Below are 20,081 nucleotides of genomic sequence, written 5' to 3'. Positions count from 1 at the left end.
CTCATTTTAATTACTGACTTATTGTATCTCTTTAAGAGATAAGAAATTGTTGTTTCTTCATTAAAAATAATGAAGTCCCTACACATTTGGTTCGTCTTCTTTGTTCAGTTTTCAAAGGTCAATCGTTGTTTTTCAACAACTCCTATATACTATCATAGGACATTTTTACTGTCAACAGATTTCATCCATCTTTTTGGAAGATTTTGAAACGGTTTTAAAAGCGAACGTTCGCTTAACAGTGATATTAATTTATCATAACTAGTTTGTGATTTCAACTAAAATGCTACTGTTTTCATTAAAAAATTCTTTCTAAATGAATAAGTTTCTGAAAAGGAATTATTTCTACTTTTTTGAAATAAAAAAGACCTTGAAGAACAAGGTCTCTAATCTCACTTAGCAGGTCAAAAGCGATTTATTCAAAATCCTCTAGCCATTCTTTTTTAATGTTTTTTTCTAGATTTTTCTGACGCTTATCTTCTTCAAATTTTGGCATCATTACAAATGCATCTCCAAAACTATCTAAATCATACTCATCATTTTGAAATTCCTCTTTAATTTCTTCTGGAACTTCTAATTTTTCTTTTTTGAATAAATCATCTCTTTTTTGACGAATAGACATTCCTATTCTCCTTTCGCCACAAGTTCTTTAAATACTTTTATTTTTTCTAATAATACCGTATTTTTATTCACTCTGGCAAATGCTGCGGCGTCTCTCATCAATTCTTTTACTTCTTCACTTGAGGCGTCATTCACATAAGCGTTCTCTGCTTGCAAATATTTGATACGAGCTAAATAGTATGTAACATGATTTTCACTACAGATTGTAATTCCGCGTCGGAGTAAGACATCGCTAGTATCATATTCTTTAATTTTTGCATAGAAAGTCCCACCATAATATAGAACTGTTAACACACGACATACATCTTCAATGGATTCAATTGTAAGATTATCGATTTGGTGGATGGCTTTTTCAAAGAAGTATTCGGCCTTATCATAGTCTCCCTGATTCATATAAATAAGTCCGATTCCCGTATACGCTAAGAAAATATATTTATTATCCACATCAGAATGATCTGCTAACAATTGATTGAAGTAGAAAAAGCTATCTGTACTTTCCTTTTCTAATAAGGTTTGAGTGAAACCTTTTAAGTATAAATATCTCCATAGTTGCTGCGTGGTTAAATGAGCCGCATTTATACTATGAATTAATTCTTCAGCTTCTTCATATTCCATATTCACAATATGAAATTCGATTTTATCCAGCTTTTTGTTTATAACTGAATCTTTAATCGCTACAGATGGAAATAACTCCCCTACGTCCATATGTAGTTTTTTACAAAGTAAGGTCAATATCTTCATGGATGGGATTTGACCGTGATTTTCGAATCGACTTAATGTTGCTTGTGTACAAATACCCTCACTCAATTCAATTTGAGATAAACCTAATTCTTTTCGTCGATTCACAAAAATTTGAATGTCCATAATATCTCCTCATCTTTTATTAAATATATGCTCCCTATATTCATTTTTATTATACCTTTATTTTCTAATTTCTCCAAAAGAAAAACTTAGATTTAGTGGACATTTATAGGAATAATTCTTTTTTTATGATTGAAATAGTTCTATTTATGAAAGTTTTTTTATACTTTATTTGTTTCGTCCTAATGATTTATATTACCTATCCATTCATAAAAATATTGTTATAGCAACATTTTCTGAAATGTCTTTTATTATCTTTCATTAATTATGAAAAAAAAGCTTATGACTGAAACGGTCATAAGCTTTCATCATTTTCTATTCAGCGATTTCAACAACTAGGTAACGATGAGGTTCTTTTCCTTCGGAATGTGTTGAAATACGTTTATTTTTACTTAATGCAGCATGAATTTGTTTTCTTTCATATGCTGGTAGTGGTTCTAAGTAAACAGGTTGTTTCGTTTTTAATACTTTACGAGCTGTTCTTTCGGCAATTTGTTGTAGTGTTTCACTACGACGAGCACGGTAATCACCAACATCTACTTGAACAGAAATTCTTCCTTTAACAAAACGATGGACAGAAACTTGTGCTAATACTTGTAACGCATTTAAAATTTTACCATGTTTACCAATTAATAGCCCTTGTTTGTCTGTATCGAATACAAATGTCATACGATCACGGCGCACTTCAACTGCTACAGTTGCTTCTGCACCATAAGTTTTCGCAATTCCTTCTAAATATGCTTTGGTTACATGAGCTGCTTCTTCTAAACGATCTACGGTTGTTTCTTCATTTTCAGAACCTTCAACATCTTCTTCGTCTTCGAATTCTTCCTCGAAAGATTCATCTTCAGCTGCTACTACTTCTTCAACCGTTTCTTCTACTACTGGTGTAGAAACTTCTTCCACAACTTCTTCTTTAACAACTGGAGTTAAAGCAACTATTGCATCTTTTTGGCCAAAGCCAAACAATCCTTTTTTACCTTCAGATAACACTTCAACAACTACTTCTTCTTTGGTTAATCCTAATTGACGTAATCCTTTTTGAATTGCTTTTTCTACTGAAGTATCTGTTTCTTTAATAGTATTTGTCATCGTAAACTCTCCTAATCTTTAAAAATCATTGTTATTATCTCATGATTGAGACATTTCAACAAGACTTCTATATAAGAATTATTTTCCGTGTCTTCTCTTCGCTTTTTCAAGCGCCTTTTGACGACGTTTTTTCTCAGCGATAATCGCTTTTTGCTCTTCTTGGAATTTGAATGGATTATTTAATAGTAAGGTTTGACCTACCATAAATACGTTTCCGACTACCCAGTATAGTGATAACGCACTTGCTAAACCAAGAGACATAAATAAAATCATTACTGGCATAAAATACATCATTGCTTTACCAGCTCCACCAGTATCTTGCATCTTCATAGATAACCAAGTTGTAATGAATGTTGTCACAGCGGCTAATACCGGTAAGATGAAGTATGGATCTGGTTGGTCTAATTGGAACCATAAGAAGTGTCCAGTTTTTAATACTTCTGTACGACTAATTGCTTGATACAAGGCCATCATTACTGGCAATTGAATTAATAATGGTAAGCAACCAGCGTATTGATTGATTCCTTCACGTTCGTATAAAGCATTCATTTCTGCTTGAAGCATTTCTTGCGTTGCACGGTCTCTAGCAGAGTATTTTTCACGTAAAGCTTTAATCTCTGGTTGAAGAATTGCTTGTTTACGCGTGCTTTGGTATTGGAAGTGCATTAAAGGAACCATAATTAAACGAGTAATAATTGTAAAGAAGATAATTCCTAAACCATAGCTTCCTCCAAATAAATCAGATAACCAAATAATAAACTGAGATAAATTATAGAGAACAATTCGATCCCAAAAACCTGTACTAGACTCCGTAACAGGAGAAGTTCCACAGGCCGCTAAAAATAAAGTTAAAACTGCTAATGATAAAATCAATTGGCTTTTTTTCTTCACTGAAAAGTCCCACCTTTTAGAATATTTAATTTTCGATGATTCCTACTTATAATAGAAATCTTAATTTTTAGGTAATAATGTAGCTAATTTTAAAACATGCATCATACTGCTTTTCATTTCTTGATAAGACATTTGTACGATGGGAGATCGAGCAATGACGATAAAATCTGCATTTTGAGTTATTTGATCATCTAGTTCCATAAGAATGTGACGGATTCGTCTTTTTAGACGATTTCTTGTCACTGCATTTCCTAGCTTTTTACTTACTGAAATTCCCACACGAAAATGAGCTTGTGCTTCCTTATTTAGCTTATAAATAACAAATTGTCGATTAGCTGTAGATTTTCCTTTATGGAATACCTGCTGAAATTCACGATCTTTCTTCACTCGATACGATTTTTTCATCTACTTGAATATCTCCAGTCACTCGAAATGTTTTTTAAAAAAAAAGACCACTGAGACGTTCAGTGATCTAAGCTGCTAAAACTTTTCTACCTTTACGGCGTCTGCTTGCTAATACTCTACGGCCATTTTTTGTACTCATGCGTTTACGGAATCCGTGAACTTTTTGACGTTTACGTTTGCTTGGTTGATATGTTCTTTTCATTCGATGTGCACCTCCTACTGTAAATGAAATATCTAGTCTCCCTAGACAGTCTAGTACATTATAAATATAAAATATTGAATTGTCAATATAAACTATCTAATCGCTAAATTACTGAAGTATCATACCATAATCTCTCTAAAAATTTCTACAAATAACTGTATTTTTGTATCGATTTTTTTAGTTATCAACAATCATAGTGGAAATCTTTTTTTAAAACAACTCTTCATCCACTAGTTTTCAACAACTTATCCACAAAATAACACTCTGTTTGTATAAATCTATCCACAACTGGTGGATAAGTTGTTAAAATCTCTTTAAATCAATAAAAATGAATGTGAATAACTTTAAATTTTCTGTGTATAACTCTGTTTATTTTCTATTAATCTTATCGATTATCCACATTTTTGTGGATAATTTTATTAAAAACTTTGATTTATTGTGGTTTTCTCCATCCAATTGTGGAAAACTCTATTGAAAGATGGTAAACTGTTAACTGGATTAGAATCTTTAGAACTATAAGGAGGTGCATTTATGAATTCCATTCAAGATTTTTGGGATATATTATTAGAACAATTTGAAAAAACAAATTCCGAGTTTACATTCAACCATTGGATAAAACCCGCTGAACCTGTTCGTATCGAGAAAAATATTCTTTATATTAAAGTCCCTTCTCAAACATTTGCCAGATATTGGCAAGATAATTTATTAAGAGACATTATTGAATTTGGGTACGACTATTTCAGACAATCATTTGAACCTAGATTTATTACACCAGAGTCTGATTTCGAACCAACGATTTCTTCTTTTCAATCAAACAACAGTAATATAGAAGAAACACAAACGACTGGATTAAGTCATCCTTCTCCAACTGCGATTGAAGAGGATTCTCATTTAAATCCAAAATACACTTTTGATACATTCATTATCGGGAAAGGGAACCAAATGGCTACGGCTGCCGCTCGGTATGTAGCGGAAAACCCTGGAACGGCTTATAACCCACTCTTTTTCTATGGGGGTGTAGGTCTTGGAAAAACCCATTTAATGCAAGCGATTGGGAATGATTATAAGAAGAATCATCCAACAGCACGTGTTAAATATGTAACCAGTGAAGAGTTTATGAATGAAATGATTGCTTCCATTGGATCAAAGACACCACAAGAATTCCGCAATCGTTATCGCAATGTGGATATTTTACTAGTCGATGATATTCAATTTTTAGCTGCAAAAGAAGCAACACAAGAGGAATTCTTCCATACTTTTAATGCTTTATTCAATAACCAAAAACAAATCGTACTTACTAGTGACCGACAACCAACAGAAATTAAAGCTCTTCAAGAAAGACTTGTTTCTCGTTTCGTTTCTGGTCTTCCTGTGGATATTACTCCACCAGACTTAGAAACTCGGATTGCGATTTTACAAAATAAAGCACAATCCCTTGGTTTTAATATTCCAATCGATGTACTGAGCTATGTGGCAGGACATATTCAATCAAACGTACGTGAGTTGGAAGGAGCTCTAATGCGTCTTCAAGCCTATTCCGTGATGGTTGGCGAAGATATTTCAACAGATTTAGCCGCAGAAGCTTTGAAAAATCTCCTACCAGGTGGTAAAGAGAAATTACTATCGATTCATGATATTCAAAGTGCTGTTGCCAAATATTACAATATTACTGTTGAAGATATTAAAGGGAAAAAGAGAACGAAAACAATGGTTCAACCTCGTCAAATCGCCATGTATCTTTCACGTGAATTAACAGGAAGTTCTTTACAAAAAATTGGATCTGACTTTGGTAGAGACCATTCAACCGTTCTTCATGCTTATGAAAAAATCAGCTTAGAAGTAAAAGAAAATAGTGAAACGACTCAAGTCATTAATGAAATTAAAGGATTGCTTCATCAGTAGTCAGTGGATAACTCAAAAAATTCAAGCTGTTTATCCACAATAGTTATCCACAATCAAAAATGAAAGAGCTGTAGGGATTCTTTACTTTTCCACAAAATACACAGCCCCTACTACTATTACTATTTTTTTAATAAATAAATTAAATATAAAAGGACATCCAAAAGGAGGAAGTTATGAAATTTTCAGTAAACAGACAAGGATTTTTAAAAAACCTAGTCGATGTTCAACGTGCGATTCCATCAAAAACAACGATTCCGATTTTAACTGGGATTAAATTAGTTGCAAGTGAAGAAGGTTTAACATTAACAGGTAGTGATTCAGAAGTTTCTATCGAAGTATTCTTACCTATCGAAGACGAAGAACTACAATTAACAGTCCAAGAACCAGGTAGCATCGTTCTCCCTGCTCGTTTCTTTGGAGAAATCGTTAAAAAATTACCTTTAAATGTATTTACACTTGAAACAAACGATCAATTACAAGCAACGATTACAGCAGGTAATGCATCATTTACATTAAATGGATTATCAGCAGTGGATTATCCACAATTACCAGAAATCGAAAAAAATCATGTGATTACCATTCCTGTACCATTATTTAGACAAGTGATTGTACAAACAGCGGTTGCCGTTTCAACTGCAGAATCTCGTCCAATCTTAACAGGGATTCATATGGTGATTAAAGACAACCAATTAAAAGCAGTTGCAACTGACTCTCACCGTTTAAGCCAACGTATCATTCCACTACAAATGCCAGCTGGAAGTGATGCATTGACTTTTGAAATGACTTTACCTGGTAAAACATTGTTAGAATTATCTCGTATCATCGACGGATTAGAAACAATCGATTTTGCGATTACAGATAATCAAATCTTGTTCCAAACAGAAACATTATCCTTCTACTCTCGTCTATTAGAAGGAATGTACCCTGATACAGACCGTTTAATTAACGACGGAGCGAACACTTCTATTACAGTGGTTGCGAGCGAACTTGTAGCAGCCGTAGAACGTGCTTCATTAATGTCACATACGGATAAAAACAATATTGCGACATTAACACTTTCTCCGGAACGCATTCTATTAACAGGTAAATCTCCTGAAGTGGGTACGGTTGAAGAAGAAATCGCTGTGGAAAACTTCGAAGGAGCTCCACTTGAAATTTCATTCAACCCTGACTACTTAAAAGAAGCGTTGAAATTATTCGGTTCTTCAGAAGCTGTCATCAACTTCTTAGAAGCAAACCGTCCATTCACATTGAAACTAAAAGAAGACCACTCTGGTATTCCACATAGCTTCATTCAATTAGTGACACCTGTTCGTACATTCAACGGGTAATCGTAAGTTATCAAACTTTCACTCGAGCTTTCGTTTTGAAGGCTCGAGTTTTTTTATTTTTAATCTTATTTTTGCATTTGCCCGAAATTCACTTATAAGTGAATTTCGGGCAGCACGATTTTGGGGTGATTTTTGGCCCAAAACTTTCAATTTTTGAAAAAATCCTAGTAAATTTTGTTTTTTGTTTTTTTAGGCTTTTTTGATGTTTTTGCCTCAAAATTGAAATAACCCCCTAAAATTTGCAATTTCTTTGCGAAAAGCTTGTAAAAAATGTATAATAATGTAGAGTTATTCTACTTAAAAATATGTGAGCATGCATGAGTTTAATGGAGTTCTCACCAATATCCATTAGAAAAGAGGAAGTTCATGACAACTATCGTATCGATCTCTGATGAGTACATTACATTAGGGCAATTTTTAAAACATATTGACGTCATTACAACGGGCGGGCAAGCAAAATGGTACCTGCAAGAATATACAGTTTTTGTAGATGGAGAGTTAGAAAATCGACGTGGTAGAAAATTATATCCGAATACACGTGTCGAAATACCTGATGAAGGTATTTTTATTGTGAAAGAAATGAAATCGGATGAAAATGATTTGAACACACATGACGCATGAAGCTGACTAATTTACAATTACAAAACTTTCGTAATTATGAATCTGTCCAATTAGAGTTTACAGACGGTGTGCATGTTTTTATTGGTGAAAATGCACAGGGTAAAACCAACCTGATGGAGTCGATTTATGCCTTGGCGATGACAAAGAGCCACCGCACCACAAACGACAAAGAACTGATTGGATGGAAAAAAGACTTTGCGACGATTAAAGGGACTGTTGAAAAAACAGCGACAAAGACGAATTTAGAATTGCAATTTTCTAAAAAAGGAAAAATTGCAAAGGTGAATTATTTGGAGCAAAAACGACTGAGTTCCTACCTTGGAAACTTAAATGTTATTTTATTTGCCCCTGAGAACCTCACGCTTGTCAAAGGGTCTCCGCAAAACAGACGTAAATTTGTGGATATGGAACTTGGACAAATGAGTTCCCTCTACCTTTATGATTTAGTGGAATATAATCGCGTCTTAAAACAACGCAATACGTATTTGAAGCAGCTAGCGATTAAGAAAAAGCAGCCTGACGAATACTTAGAGGTTTTAAGCGAGATGTTAAGCGAGTTAGCTAGTAAAATCGTCTTTCATCGTCTCGATTTTATGAAGCAATTGGAGGCTTTAGCCATTCCGATTCATGACCAGTTATCGCTTGGTCGTGAGAAATTCTCGGTGTCGTATCAAGCAACGATTCCTTTGGAGGATGGATTAACAGCTTCGCAAATGAAAGAAATTTATATCGATCAATTCAAGAAGAATCAAACTCGTGAGGCGGATCAAGCCACAACGCTGATTGGACCGCACCGTGACGATTTGATTTTTTATTTGAATGAGGTTCCAGTTCAAACGTATGGTTCGCAAGGACAGCAACGTTCGACCGTTCTGAGTTTGAAGCTTGCGGAAATCGAATTGATGAAATTATCGACAGGCGAGTATCCTCTTCTATTATTAGATGATGTACTTTCCGAGCTCGATGATGACAGACAAACTCATCTGATTAAAGCGATTGAAAATAAGGTGCAAACCTTTATTACCACAACGAGCCTGGATGGGATTAAGCAACAATTTATTAATGAACCGGTCGTAATACCGATTGAAAAAGGAACTATTTTAAAAACGGAGAGTGAGAATTAGCATATGACAGAAGAAAACAAAGCTGAATTAGCTGCGCAATATGATGCCAGTCAGATTCAAGTATTAGAAGGACTCGAAGCTGTTCGTAAACGTCCTGGGATGTATATTGGTTCAACAAGTAGTGCGGGACTTCACCACCTTGTTTGGGAAATCGTGGATAACTCAATCGACGAAGCGTTGGCTGGGTTTGCGACACATATTGAAATCGAAATCACTAAAGAAAACCACATTCGCGTCACCGATGATGGACGTGGGATTCCGGTGGATATTCAAGAAAAAACAGGTCGTCCTGCCGTAGAAACAGTATTTACAGTGCTTCACGCCGGTGGTAAATTCGGTGGCGGAGGCTATAAAGTTTCTGGGGGTCTTCACGGGGTTGGGGCTTCTGTTGTTAATGCTCTTTCAACAGACTTAACCGTTCAAGTATTTAAAGATGGCAATATTTATGAGCAATCTTATAAACGTGGTGCCGTTTTAGAAGACTTAAAAATCATTGGGACAACTGATAAACATGGGACGAGCGTATACTTTGTACCAGACCCTGAAATTTTCCAAGAAACAACAGTCTTTGAATTTGATAAATTAGCCAACCGTGTGCGTGAATTAGCGTTCTTGAACAAAGGATTAAAATTAACGATTACGGATTTCCGACCAGAAGAGCCAGTGAGAAAATCATTCTGCTATGAAGGCGGGATTAAGAGTTATGTCGAACACTTAAATAAATCAAAACAAGTGTTATTCGAAGAGCCAATTTATGTAGAAGGAGAACAAGATGGCATTCAAGTAGAAGTAGCAATGCAATACACTTCTGGATACCATACAAATCTTCTCAGCTTTACGAATAATATCCACACTTATGAAGGTGGGACTCACGAATCAGGGATGAAGACAGCCTTAACGCGTGTGATTAATGATTACGCGCGTCGTCAAAAATTGATGAAAGAAAACGAAGAAAAACTAAGTGGTGAAGATGTCCGTGAAGGGTTAACAGCCGTTGTTTCTATCAAACATCCTGATCCACAGTTTGAAGGACAAACAAAAACGAAATTAGGAAACTCTGAAGCTCGTACGATTACAGACCGTCTGTTCTCCACACACTTCGATAAATTCTTAATGGAAAATCCTCAAGTGGCACGTAAGATTGTCGAAAAAGGGATTTTAGCGTCGAAAGCACGTCTTGCTGCAAAACGTGCGCGTGAAGTGACTCGTAAGAAATCTGGTTTAGAAATTTCAAACTTACCAGGTAAATTAGCAGACTGCTCAAGTAATGACCCAACGATTTCTGAATTATTCATCGTCGAAGGGGACTCTGCGGGTGGTTCAGCAAAACAAGGACGTTCACGTCATTTCCAAGCGATTTTACCAATCCGCGGGAAAATTTTGAACGTTGAAAAAGCAACACTCGATAAAATTTTAGCCAACGAAGAAATTCGTTCGCTCTTTACAGCGATGGGAACTGGTTTTGGTGGAGATTTTGATTTATCGAAAGCTCGTTACCAAAAATTAGTCATCATGACCGATGCCGATGTCGATGGAAGTCACATTCGTACATTGCTCATTACTCTTTTCTATCGTTATATGCGCCCTGCAGTGGAAGCTGGATATATTTACATCGCGCAACCACCTCTTTACAAATTGAAACAAGGGAAAAATGAGTACTATATTCAAAATGATGAAGAGTTAGAAGCGAAACTAAAAGAATTACCAGCACATCCAAAACCACAATTATCACGATACAAAGGTCTTGGGGAAATGGATGCGGAACAATTATGGGAAACAACCATGAACCCTGAAAACCGTTCAATGTTACAAGTATCTGTGGAAGATGCTGCAGAAGCGGATCAAATTTTAGATATCTTGATGGGCGATCGTGTAGAACCACGTCGTGAATTCATTGAAAGCAATGCGAAATACATCAATATGGAAGATTTAGATATCTAATTTAGTAAACGAATTTGAAGAGAAGAATAGAAAAGGAGACGAATTATGTCTGAAGAAGTGAAACACTTTGAAGAAACTTTTGAATCAACTGATTTAGTACAAACGATGCGTAAATCATTTCTAGAGTATTCGATGAGTGTTATTGTATCGCGTGCCCTACCAGATGTGCGCGATGGATTAAAACCAGTACACCGTCGTATTTTATATGGAATGAGTGAACTTGGAGTAACACCGGACAAACCGCATAAAAAATCTGCGCGTATTGTCGGGGACGTAATGGGTAAATATCACCCACACGGTGACTCTGCAATTTACGATGCCATGGTTCGTATGGCACAAGATTTCTCATACCGTTATCCATTAATCGATGGTCACGGTAACTTTGGTTCTGTCGATGGGGACGGAGCTGCTGCGATGCGTTATACAGAGGCTCGTATGAGTAAAATTGCTCTTGAAATGCTTCGCGATATTAACAAAGATACGATTAATTTCCGTGATAACTACGATTCAACAGAACATGAACCGGAAGTATTACCAGCACGTATTCCAAACTTATTAGTAAACGGTGCAACAGGGATTGCGGTTGGGATGGCAACAAATATTCCACCACATAACTTGGCGGAAGTCATCTCGGCTCTTCACTTATTAATGAAGAACCCTGATGTAAGCACTACTGAATTAATGGAAGCTCTCCCTGGACCTGACTTCCCAACTGGAGGAATTGTCTTAGGAAAATCTGGAATTCGTCGTGCATACGAAACAGGACGCGGATCGATTACGGTTCGTGGACGCGTACAAATTGAAGAATTGAAAAACGGAAAAGAACGCATCATCATCACTGAATTACCATATATGGTAAATAAAGCGCGTTTAGTAGAACGTATCGCACAATTACACCACGAGAAGAAAATCGAAGGAATCACTTACTTAAACGATGAATCTGACCGTGTGGGTATGCGTGTTGTAATCGAAGTGCGTCGTGATGTTTCAGCATCTGTTGTATTAAATAATTTATACAAATTAACACCATTACAATCCAACTTCGGATTCAATATGCTTGCGATTGTGAATCAAGAGCCAAAAGTATTGAGCTTAAAAGAAATTTTACGCCACTACTTAGATCACCAAGAAGAAGTCGTTCGTCGTCGTAGCTTATTCGATAAGAAAAAAGCGGAAGACCGCGCTCATATTTTAGAAGGGTTACAAATCGCTTTAGACCATATCGATGCGATTGTGGCCATCTTAAGAAGTTCAGCTAGTGGAGATATCGCTAAAGACCGCTTCATGAATGAATACGGCTTAAGCGATAAACAAGCACAAGCAATCCTTGATATGCGTATGGTTCGTTTAACAGGATTAGAACGCGAGAAAATCGATGCAGAATACAACGAATTACAAGCAACTATCCAATACTTAGAAAAAGTATTAGCGAGCGAAGAACTTCGTTACGAAATCATCGAACAAGAATTACTTGAAATCCAACAACGTTTCGACAATCCTCGTCGTACAGAATTATTAGTCGGAGAAGCGTTAAGCCTTGAAGATGAAGATTTAATCGAACAAGAAGATGTCGTGATTACATTAACGAAGAATGGATATATCAAACGTCTTGCCAACACTGAATTCAAGGCACAACGCCGTGGAGGACGTGGGGTTCAAGGAATGAGCGTCCATGATGATGACTACGTGGAAAACATGATTTCATGTTCAACACACGATTCACTCCTCTTCTTTACGAATACAGGGAAAGTGTACCAAGCAAAAGGGTATGAAATTCCTGAATATAGCCGTACAGCAAAAGGATTACCAGTCATCAACTTATTAAACATTGATTCAGCTGAGAAAATCCAAGCGATTATCAGTGTTCCTGAATCAGATGAATCAGAACGTTACTTGTTCTTCACAACATTACGTGGAACAGTCAAACGTGTCCGTCTATCAGAATTCAAGAATATTCGTACAAATGGTCTACGTGCCATCCAATTACGCGAAGATGATGAACTGATCCGTGTAGTAGTCACAAGCGGAAATGATGGAATTATCCTCGGAACGTATCACGGTAATGCTGTAAGCTTCCATGAAGATAAAGTTCGTGCGATGGGTCGTACCGCTTCAGGTGTTCGTGGGGTTTCTCTACGTGAGGGTGACTATGTGATTGGAATGGATATTTTAACTCCTGATAATGAAGTATTAGTTGTGAGTGAAAAAGGATACGGAAAACGCACAGCTGCTAGCGAATACGCATTGAAAGGCCGTGGCGGTAAAGGGGTTCGTACACTTCGTATTACCGAGAAAAATGGACCACTAGTCTGTCTACGTACGGTAACTGGAGACGAAGACTTACTTATCATGACGAATAAAGGGGTTATCATCAGATTCCATGCTGAAGACGTGTCTCAAACAGGCCGTGGCGCACTTGGAGTTCGTATGATGCGTCTCGATCAAGATGCGATTGTAAGTTCATTAGCGATTGTAGACCGCGAAGAAGAAACAACAGAAGAGGTGACTGAGGCAACTGCTGAAACAGCTGCAACAGAAACACCAACTGCATCCCTTTCAGATGAAGCCATCAAAGGCAATATGAAAGACTTTGCGCAACAATTAGTCGATGAAGAAAATGAATAGTAAGTAAGCAAAAAGCCATCAAATGATGGCTTTTTGTGTTCTTTTTTTCTTTATGGTGCTAAAAAGAGTATCAAAAGCACTCATTGAGATTACGAAGAATCATACCATTCAACCACTGTACTTAGAGGGAGTTAGGAGGTTATTCCTTACTAAAAAAACTTATAGAATTTGACGCAGTAGCTGATTGGATTAAGCTTCATCATTTATGATTTGCTTAATCCTAATCAGCCTTGCGGGGGTAAGACTACGAAGAAAATCGGACTCACACTGTGAGTCCGATTTTTTCTTCTGTCTTACTCCCAAAGGTGAGAGACCATAGGCTCGAACCGGTGCCCTATTACCACTATTATGAAGATACCCGTAAGGATTCGTAGTAATCGAATGTAAAGCTTTTTAGCAAAAAAGTTCTCTTTGAAGGCAAGAAAATCTCTTTTTTTATGCGGATTCTAGTTATATAATAGGGATATACAGGGGCATAAGGAGGAATTTGCATGATTGAATTTAAAAATGTTTCAAAAAAATATGGACAAACAGTCGCTTTAGATGGGTTGAATTTAACGATTGAAAGTGGAAAAATCATCGGACTGATTGGACATAATGGTGCAGGAAAATCAACAACCATTAAATCCCTAGTAAGTGTCATCAATCCAACAAGTGGCGAAATTTTTGTCGATGGACAAGAACTTTCAGCAAATCGACTTGCGATTAAAGAAAAAATTGGCTATGTAGCTGATAGCCCAGACTTATTCCTACGATTAACAGCCAATGAATTCTGGGAATTAGTCGCTTCTTCTTATGGCATGACTCTAGACGAAGTAGAAAGTCGTCTTGCTTATTTATTAGATTTATTTGATTTTGAAGGACATCGCTATGAAGTGATTGATTCCTTCTCACATGGGATGCGTCAAAAAGTATTTGTCATTGGTGCCCTACTTTCGGATCCAGATATTTGGGTACTCGATGAACCAATGACGGGTCTTGACCCACAAGCTTCTTACGACTTGAAGAAATTGATGCGCGAACATGCCGACAAAGGCAATACTGTTCTTTTCTCTACTCACGTACTCGAAGTAGCAGAACAACTTTGCGATAAAATTGCGATTTTGAAAAAAGGAAAACTACTCTTCTATGGTACGATTCAAGAGTTGAAAGGACAACAACCAGAAAGTACTTTGGAAGAAATTTACTTATCAATTGCCGGCAAACAAGAAGGAGTGGATTCACATGCGGTTTAAACGAATTTTAACGCTGGTGAAGACCAATTTAATCTTTGCGACACAACCGGCACAATTGCAAAATTATCGAAAGAAACAAGCGAAGAACCCGGCAAAACCAGTGAATGTTGCGATGAGAACGTTGATTCAACAATTGATGTTTGCGGTTATATTTGGGGGATTTTTTGGATTTGTAGGAATGATTTCAGGACGTTCCTATTCTCCACTCCAATTTGCAAGTTCTATATTCTTGTTTATGATGATTTTAATTTCTCAAGCACTTCCGTCAATCTATAATGTATTTTATGAAAGTAAAGATTTTGAATCTTACCGTCCATATGCATTTACAGAAACAGAAGTGATTTTAGGAAAAAGTTTATCTGTTGTAGTAGCCTCATTATATGGCTTACTCCCAATATTTATGTTTTTTGGAATCCATGTCTATTTTTCAGGAGGAAATTATTTCTTAACGATTCCACTTGGATTATTTGGCGCACTCTTACTAAGTACGAGCGTCTATTTATTGATGTTTATACTATGCTTCTTTTTAGCAAAAATTCCAATTTTTAGAAAATATCAATCTGTGATTGCCAATGTATTAATTTTTATTGTCTCGATTGGTGCGGTCATTGGTTATCAATTTTTGATGAATCGCAATACTGGAATTCAAACTTTTAGAGGAGAAGTTCCTGTATATTTATCGCCTATTAAAGCTTTTTATGATGTACTTCTGAATCCATTGGATTTAAGTTCGTATCCTTTGATTGGAATAGTTGTTGTTGTATTCTTAATTCTTATAGCTCTCGTTAAATTCATTGTATTACCTAATTTTTACGATGCGGTTTCTCAAACCTCTACTAATAAAGTAAAAGTGGAAAGAGTTAAAAAAATGGAATTAAGTGGAGGAAAGTTATCATTTAGATTCTTTCTTCGATACACTTTAAGACAATTATTAGAAGGGTCTGTTTTAACTCAAACGATTATTGCTGCAGGTGTATTACCTTATCTATTCTTCCTACCAACAATGATGAATATGTCTTCTATTCCAGAAGGTATGAGTATTATGGAGTTTGTTAATTTGAATACTTTCTTACCTTTTGCGATGTTTTTGACATTTATCGCTTTCTTTAATACCGGAGGAAATAATTTATTAGCAGTTGGGATTTCACTCGAGCGGGAAAACTATTATTATCTGAAAGTTCTCCCATTCGATATGCATGAATTTTTAGAGCGTAAATTCTGGATTTTGTTTATTATTCAATCTGCGTTACCAGTACTTTTATTAACTATTATTTTTACGGTTCTTCGTTTCCCGATTTATATGATTTTAGGGATTATTTTATATTGGGGAATTATTAGTCTTGGACTAAGTCGTTGGGGATATGCAAAGGACTTGAAACTCTTTACGCCAAGCTGGACGAATGTAGTGGAACTATTGAATCGTTCTCGTAGCGGCGTTAAGTCGATGATATTCTTAGTGGTTCTCTTCGGATTCATTTTTGGAGCAGTTTTTCTATTAACTAAATTACCAGAATGGGATCGTACTTTCGTTTGGTTTATTACGATTGCGTATGTTGTGGTGATTCTTGGTTTATCGATTTTCGCAATCTTCTTCTATAAGAAAAAATTACATGAATTAGTTGATTCTGAATAATGATTTAAGACTTAGAGATTTTCTCTAAGTCTTTTTTATAACCTATTATAAAAGGGATTTTAGATATATAACTTCAAGTTATAACGAATGATAGAAAAACGGTATAAGAAAACCTATTGCAGCGCGGTTTGTTCTCTGTTATCCTAAGGACATGTTCATAAGACATCACAAAGAACAGGTGAGTAGAAAAGAAAATTTGCTAAGAGAGTCTCGGTTGGTGGGAAGAGATCAAATGGAATTTTTGAAGATGGCCTCGGAGTGATTTTACGTCGAATCATTAGACGTAAATGGGTAGCCCATTATAGCTGTAGAGTATAACACCCAGTGTGCGTACTCGGTAAGGTAGGATTCGTGAGGATTCTACAAAACAAGGTGGTAACACGAAATTTCGTCCTTGCAGTAGCGATACTGTGAGGATTTTTTATTTATAGGAGGAATGTCCAATGTCAAAATTACAAGCACCATTTAGAGTCGATCACGTAGGAAGTTTCTTACGTCCAAAAGAATTAGTAGAAGCAAAAGAAAAATTTGCAAAAGGAGAAATTACACGCGAGGAATTAACAGCCGTCGAAGATAAAGCCATCGAAAAGTTAGTCGAACAACAAAAGAAAGCTGGATTAAAAGGATTCACTGACGGCGAATTCCGTCGCCAATACTGGCACTTAGATTTCTTCTGGGGATTAAACGGAGTAGAACACACTCAAGCAAAAATCGGATATCAATTCCACGATGAAATTACAAAACCAGACTCAGCAGATGTCGTTGGAAAAATCACTGGTGAAAATCACCCATTCGTTGAACACTTCAAATTCTTAAAACAATTTGAAGATGAAGATTTCATCGTAAAACAAACAATCCCTGCTCCAGCGCAATTCTACTTCGAATTGATTCGTGACGCAGAGCATATTGAGAAAACTTTCTCAGTATACCCTTCAAAAGAAGAACTCTTTAAAGATATCATTGCTGCTTACAGACAAGTAATTAAAGAATTATACGATGCAGGTTGCCGTCTCTTACAAATCGATGACTGTACATGGGGTGTTATCGTAGATGATAACTTCTTAAACATCATCTCAAAAGAAAGTCATTTAACACCTGAAGAGTTAAGAAGAGAACACAAACGTGAATTCTTAGAATTAAATAACGGAATCCTAGAAGACTTACCAGAAGATTTAACAGTAAACACTCACGTATGCCGTGGAAACTTCCACTCAACTTGGGCAAGTTCAGGTGGTTACGATTCAGTAAGCGACGCATTATTCGAAGATGAAAACGTACATGCGTACTACTTAGAATACGATACAGACCGTGCCGGCGACTTCAAGCCACTCGCGAAAGTAAACAATGGTAAGAAAGTCGTTCTTGGACTTCTCACTTCTAAATCAGGAAAATTAGAAGACAAAGATGAAGTGATTGCTCGTATTAAAGAAGCGAGCCAATACGTTCCACTAGAAGACTTATACTTAAGTACACAATGCGGATTTGCATCAACAGAAGAAGGAAACATCCTTACTGAAGACGATCAATGGAAGAAAATTGCCTTAATTAGCGAAATCGCTCGTGAGGTATGGGGAGAATAATCATCCCGCAAGAAGAAATTCGAAGATAGATTGGAGAAACACATTTATGACAACACATGCACCATTTAGAGTAGACCACGTAGGAAGTTTCTTACGTCCGAAAGACTTAGTAGAAGCACGCGCAAAATTTGCAAACGGCGAAATCACACGAGAAGAATTAACAGCTGTAGAAGATAAAGAAATCCGCGAACTTGTTAAAAAACAAATCGCTGCTGGATTAAAAGGCGTTACAGACGGAGAATTCCGCCGCGCTTACTGGCACCTTGACTTCTTCTGGGGATTCAACGGTGTGGAACATACAGTAGGTGAACACGGTTATAAATTTAACGGTATCGAAACAAAAGCCGATACTGCAACATTAACAGCTCCAATCGATGGACATAATCACCCATTCGTAGAACATTTCAAATTCTTACGTGATTTAGTGAAAGACGAAGATGTTATTGTGAAATTCACAATCCCTTCTCCATCACAATTCTATTTCGAATTAATTCGTACACCTGAACACATTGCAGCTTGGAAAGCAGTATATCCAACTGAAAAAGAACTTTTCGAAGCGATTAAAAATGCCTATGTGGATGTAATTACAGACTTATACAACGAAGGCCTTCGCACAATTCAATTTGACGACTGTACATGGGGCGCTTTAGCAGACGATGGTTTTTCAAAACGTTTCAACGACAGCCGTCCATTAGAAGAAGTTCGTCGTGACTTTGCAGGCCGTGCATTACAATTGAACAACTCAGTGATTGATGCATTACCAAAAGACTTAGCAGTGAACACTCACGTTTGCCGCGGAAACTTCCACTCTACTTGGATTTCTCAAGGGGGATATGAAAAGGTAGAAGATGAATTATTAGCAGGCGAACACGTAAATGCGTACTACTTAGAATACGATACAGACCGTGCCGGAGACTTCAAGCCGCTTGCGAAAGTTGGCAACGAGAAGAAAGTGGTTCTTGGCCTTTTAACGTCAAAATTTGCAGACTTAGAAGACAAAGATGAAGTCATCGCTCGTATTAAAGAAGCAAGCCAATATGTACCACTTGAAAACTTATACTTAAGTACTCAATGTGGATTTGCTTCAACAGAAGAAGGAAACGTGATTAAAGAAGAAGATCAATGGAAGAAAATTGCATTGATTACTGAAATCGCTCGTGAGGTTTGGGGAGAATAACCTCGCATTATAAAACGAACAAAAAGGCTGTGGGGAGAATAACTTTTGATCCACAGCCTTCCCCTATTTAGAAAGGAAGATACATTATGACAGCATTTCAACAACAATTAGCCAAAGCTTTTGAAACATTAAAACAAGCAAAATGGGTGAACTTAAGCCATCAAATCGATGCGAATAGCCCTCACTTCCCTGCTCTACCAGCATTGGAACAAAAAGATTTATTTACATTAAAAGATGGATTCCACGTACAACAATTATCAGTGGTAACACAATACGGTACACATATCGACCCACCTTGCCACTTCTATGAAGGCGGACGCTTCCTTGATGAAATTGAGTTGAAAGATTTATTATTACCACTCTACGTTATCGACTGTTCAAAAGAAGTTGCTGAAAATCCAAATTTTGAATTAACAAAAGCAGACGTATTAGCATTCGAAGAAGAATACGGACAAATCCAGCCAGGTGCCTTTGTAGCATTCCGTAGTGACTGGTCACACCGCTGGCCAGACCAAGATGCGGTTCGTAATTTAGATGAAAATGATGTTCAACACACACCAGGTTGGGCAAAAGATGCGCTAGAATTCTTAATTCACGAACGTCATGTGAAAGCTGTAGGTCACGAAACATTAGATACAGACTCAGGTGTTCACGCTGCCGCACATGGTTTAACAAACGAATACTACTTATTAAGCCAAGATATCTTCCAAGTGGAAGTATTAGCGAACCTTGACCAAGTTCCTTCAGTCGGTGCTGTGATTTCAATTTCATACCCTAACTGGAACCATACTCCAGGGTCACCTGTTCGCGCTATTGCATACTTACCAGAAGCTGAATAAACGA

The 20,081-nt window shown here is 36.7% G+C and carries 17 protein-coding genes and 1 other annotated feature; of the genes, 11 read left to right on the top strand and 6 right to left on the bottom strand.

The window, feature by feature from the left end; all coding sequences use genetic code 11:
• Positions 1–412 precede the first annotated feature (412 nt).
• From ADH99_RS07645 to rpmH, 6 genes are all read right to left on the bottom strand, one after another.
• Complete coding sequence (locus ADH99_RS07645; RefSeq protein WP_005608216.1) at positions 413–619, bottom strand: hypothetical protein; 207 nt, start codon at positions 617–619, stop codon at positions 413–415.
• A 2-nt stretch (positions 620–621) separates the two neighbouring features.
• Entirely contained in the window at positions 622–1,482 is an 861-nt protein-coding gene (locus ADH99_RS07640) for a helix-turn-helix domain-containing protein (protein WP_049554808.1), read from the bottom strand.
• A gap of 312 nt (positions 1,483–1,794) precedes the next feature.
• Positions 1,795–2,571, bottom strand: a complete 777-nt coding sequence (gene jag / locus ADH99_RS07635) for an RNA-binding cell elongation regulator Jag/EloR (protein WP_049554807.1) — start codon at positions 2,569–2,571, stop codon at positions 1,795–1,797.
• A 78-nt stretch (positions 2,572–2,649) separates the two neighbouring features.
• Positions 2,650–3,462 carry a membrane protein insertase YidC gene (yidC, locus tag ADH99_RS07630; protein WP_005608210.1) on the bottom strand — a complete coding sequence of 271 codons (813 nt, stop codon included), beginning with the start codon at positions 3,460–3,462 and terminating at the stop codon, positions 2,650–2,652.
• A 60-nt stretch (positions 3,463–3,522) separates the two neighbouring features.
• Positions 3,523–3,867 carry a ribonuclease P protein component gene (gene rnpA, locus ADH99_RS07625; protein WP_005608208.1) on the bottom strand — a complete coding sequence of 115 codons (345 nt, stop codon included), beginning with the start codon at positions 3,865–3,867 and terminating at the stop codon, positions 3,523–3,525.
• A gap of 67 nt (positions 3,868–3,934) precedes the next feature.
• On the bottom strand, positions 3,935–4,069 hold the full coding sequence (gene rpmH, locus ADH99_RS07620) for a 50S ribosomal protein L34 (RefSeq protein ID WP_005608206.1): 135 nt from the start codon (positions 4,067–4,069) through the stop codon (positions 3,935–3,937).
• Positions 4,070–4,600: 531 nt separating this feature from the next.
• On the opposite strand from rpmH, the gene dnaA reads away from it, so the two are divergent.
• The 11 genes from dnaA to ADH99_RS07565 all read left to right on the top strand — a co-directional run bounded on the left by dnaA (position 4,601) and on the right by ADH99_RS07565 (position 20,077).
• Positions 4,601–5,971, top strand: a complete 1,371-nt coding sequence (gene dnaA / locus ADH99_RS07615) for a chromosomal replication initiator protein DnaA (protein ID WP_049554806.1) — start codon at positions 4,601–4,603, stop codon at positions 5,969–5,971.
• A 173-nt stretch (positions 5,972–6,144) separates the two neighbouring features.
• Complete coding sequence (dnaN, locus tag ADH99_RS07610) at positions 6,145–7,302, top strand: DNA polymerase III subunit beta (protein ID WP_048783672.1); 1,158 nt, start codon at positions 6,145–6,147, stop codon at positions 7,300–7,302.
• Positions 7,303–7,668: 366 nt separating this feature from the next.
• The gene (yaaA, locus tag ADH99_RS07605) at positions 7,669–7,923 is read left to right on the top strand and encodes a S4 domain-containing protein YaaA (protein ID WP_005608200.1); all 255 of its coding nucleotides are present in this window, start codon (positions 7,669–7,671) and stop codon (positions 7,921–7,923) included.
• A complete protein-coding gene (gene recF / locus ADH99_RS07600; protein WP_049554805.1) occupies positions 7,920–9,047 on the top strand; it encodes a DNA replication/repair protein RecF in 1,128 nt (375 codons plus the stop codon). Before yaaA ends, recF begins: the two co-directional genes overlap by 4 nt.
• 3 nt (positions 9,048–9,050) lie before the next feature.
• Positions 9,051–10,988, top strand: a complete 1,938-nt coding sequence (gene gyrB, locus ADH99_RS07595; RefSeq protein ID WP_049554804.1) for a DNA topoisomerase (ATP-hydrolyzing) subunit B — start codon at positions 9,051–9,053, stop codon at positions 10,986–10,988.
• Between the two features lie 45 nt (positions 10,989–11,033).
• Positions 11,034–13,613 carry a DNA gyrase subunit A gene (gene gyrA, locus ADH99_RS07590; protein WP_049554803.1) on the top strand — a complete coding sequence of 860 codons (2,580 nt, stop codon included), beginning with the start codon at positions 11,034–11,036 and terminating at the stop codon, positions 13,611–13,613.
• Positions 13,614–14,104: 491 nt separating this feature from the next.
• Complete coding sequence (locus ADH99_RS07585; RefSeq protein ID WP_049554802.1) at positions 14,105–14,848, top strand: ABC transporter ATP-binding protein; 744 nt, start codon at positions 14,105–14,107, stop codon at positions 14,846–14,848.
• Complete coding sequence (locus ADH99_RS07580) at positions 14,838–16,481, top strand: hypothetical protein (RefSeq protein ID WP_049554801.1); 1,644 nt, start codon at positions 14,838–14,840, stop codon at positions 16,479–16,481. The genes ADH99_RS07585 and ADH99_RS07580 overlap by 11 nt, the downstream gene beginning before the upstream one ends.
• A gap of 161 nt (positions 16,482–16,642) precedes the next feature.
• Positions 16,643–16,880: a binding site (T-box leader), on the top strand.
• Between the two features lie 44 nt (positions 16,881–16,924).
• The gene (locus ADH99_RS07575) at positions 16,925–18,061 is read left to right on the top strand and encodes a 5-methyltetrahydropteroyltriglutamate--homocysteine S-methyltransferase (RefSeq protein ID WP_049554800.1); all 1,137 of its coding nucleotides are present in this window, start codon (positions 16,925–16,927) and stop codon (positions 18,059–18,061) included.
• Between the two features lie 46 nt (positions 18,062–18,107).
• Complete coding sequence (locus ADH99_RS07570) at positions 18,108–19,238, top strand: 5-methyltetrahydropteroyltriglutamate--homocysteine S-methyltransferase (protein WP_049554799.1); 1,131 nt, start codon at positions 18,108–18,110, stop codon at positions 19,236–19,238.
• Positions 19,239–19,324: 86 nt separating this feature from the next.
• Positions 19,325–20,077 carry a cyclase family protein gene (locus tag ADH99_RS07565; protein ID WP_049554798.1) on the top strand — a complete coding sequence of 251 codons (753 nt, stop codon included), beginning with the start codon at positions 19,325–19,327 and terminating at the stop codon, positions 20,075–20,077.
• Positions 20,078–20,081: the final 4 nt, after the last annotated feature.

Origin of the sequence: Granulicatella sp. 572.rep1_STHE (genome assembly GCF_001073445.1) — a bacterium.
Lineage (GTDB): Bacteria > Bacillota > Bacilli > Lactobacillales > Aerococcaceae > Granulicatella > Granulicatella adiacens.
The sequence above is the reverse complement of the archived record's forward strand: the minus strand, read 5'-3'. Positions and strand labels throughout refer to the sequence as shown.

What these genes read in the sequence shown, in the direction of transcription:
- ADH99_RS07645 (WP_005608216.1), bottom strand. Translation starts at nt 619, where the DNA reads ATGTCTATTCGTCAAAAAAGAGATGATTTATTCAAAAAAGAAAAATTA.
- ADH99_RS07640 (WP_049554808.1), bottom strand. Translation starts at nt 1,482, where the DNA reads ATGGACATTCAAATTTTTGTGAATCGACGAAAAGAATTAGGTTTATCT.
- jag (WP_049554807.1), bottom strand. Translation starts at nt 2,571, where the DNA reads ATGACAAATACTATTAAAGAAACAGATACTTCAGTAGAAAAAGCAATT.
- rnpA (WP_005608208.1), bottom strand. Translation starts at nt 3,867, where the DNA reads ATGAAAAAATCGTATCGAGTGAAGAAAGATCGTGAATTTCAGCAGGTA.
- rpmH (WP_005608206.1), bottom strand. Translation starts at nt 4,069, where the DNA reads ATGAAAAGAACATATCAACCAAGCAAACGTAAACGTCAAAAAGTTCAC.
- dnaA (WP_049554806.1), top strand. Translation starts at nt 4,601, where the DNA reads ATGAATTCCATTCAAGATTTTTGGGATATATTATTAGAACAATTTGAA.
- dnaN (WP_048783672.1), top strand. Translation starts at nt 6,145, where the DNA reads ATGAAATTTTCAGTAAACAGACAAGGATTTTTAAAAAACCTAGTCGAT.
- yaaA (WP_005608200.1), top strand. Translation starts at nt 7,669, where the DNA reads ATGACAACTATCGTATCGATCTCTGATGAGTACATTACATTAGGGCAA.
- recF (WP_049554805.1), top strand. Translation starts at nt 7,920, where the DNA reads ATGAAGCTGACTAATTTACAATTACAAAACTTTCGTAATTATGAATCT.
- gyrB (WP_049554804.1), top strand. Translation starts at nt 9,051, where the DNA reads ATGACAGAAGAAAACAAAGCTGAATTAGCTGCGCAATATGATGCCAGT.
- gyrA (WP_049554803.1), top strand. Translation starts at nt 11,034, where the DNA reads ATGTCTGAAGAAGTGAAACACTTTGAAGAAACTTTTGAATCAACTGAT.
- ADH99_RS07585 (WP_049554802.1), top strand. Translation starts at nt 14,105, where the DNA reads ATGATTGAATTTAAAAATGTTTCAAAAAAATATGGACAAACAGTCGCT.
- ADH99_RS07580 (WP_049554801.1), top strand. Translation starts at nt 14,838, where the DNA reads ATGCGGTTTAAACGAATTTTAACGCTGGTGAAGACCAATTTAATCTTT.
- ADH99_RS07575 (WP_049554800.1), top strand. Translation starts at nt 16,925, where the DNA reads ATGTCAAAATTACAAGCACCATTTAGAGTCGATCACGTAGGAAGTTTC.
- ADH99_RS07570 (WP_049554799.1), top strand. Translation starts at nt 18,108, where the DNA reads ATGACAACACATGCACCATTTAGAGTAGACCACGTAGGAAGTTTCTTA.
- ADH99_RS07565 (WP_049554798.1), top strand. Translation starts at nt 19,325, where the DNA reads ATGACAGCATTTCAACAACAATTAGCCAAAGCTTTTGAAACATTAAAA.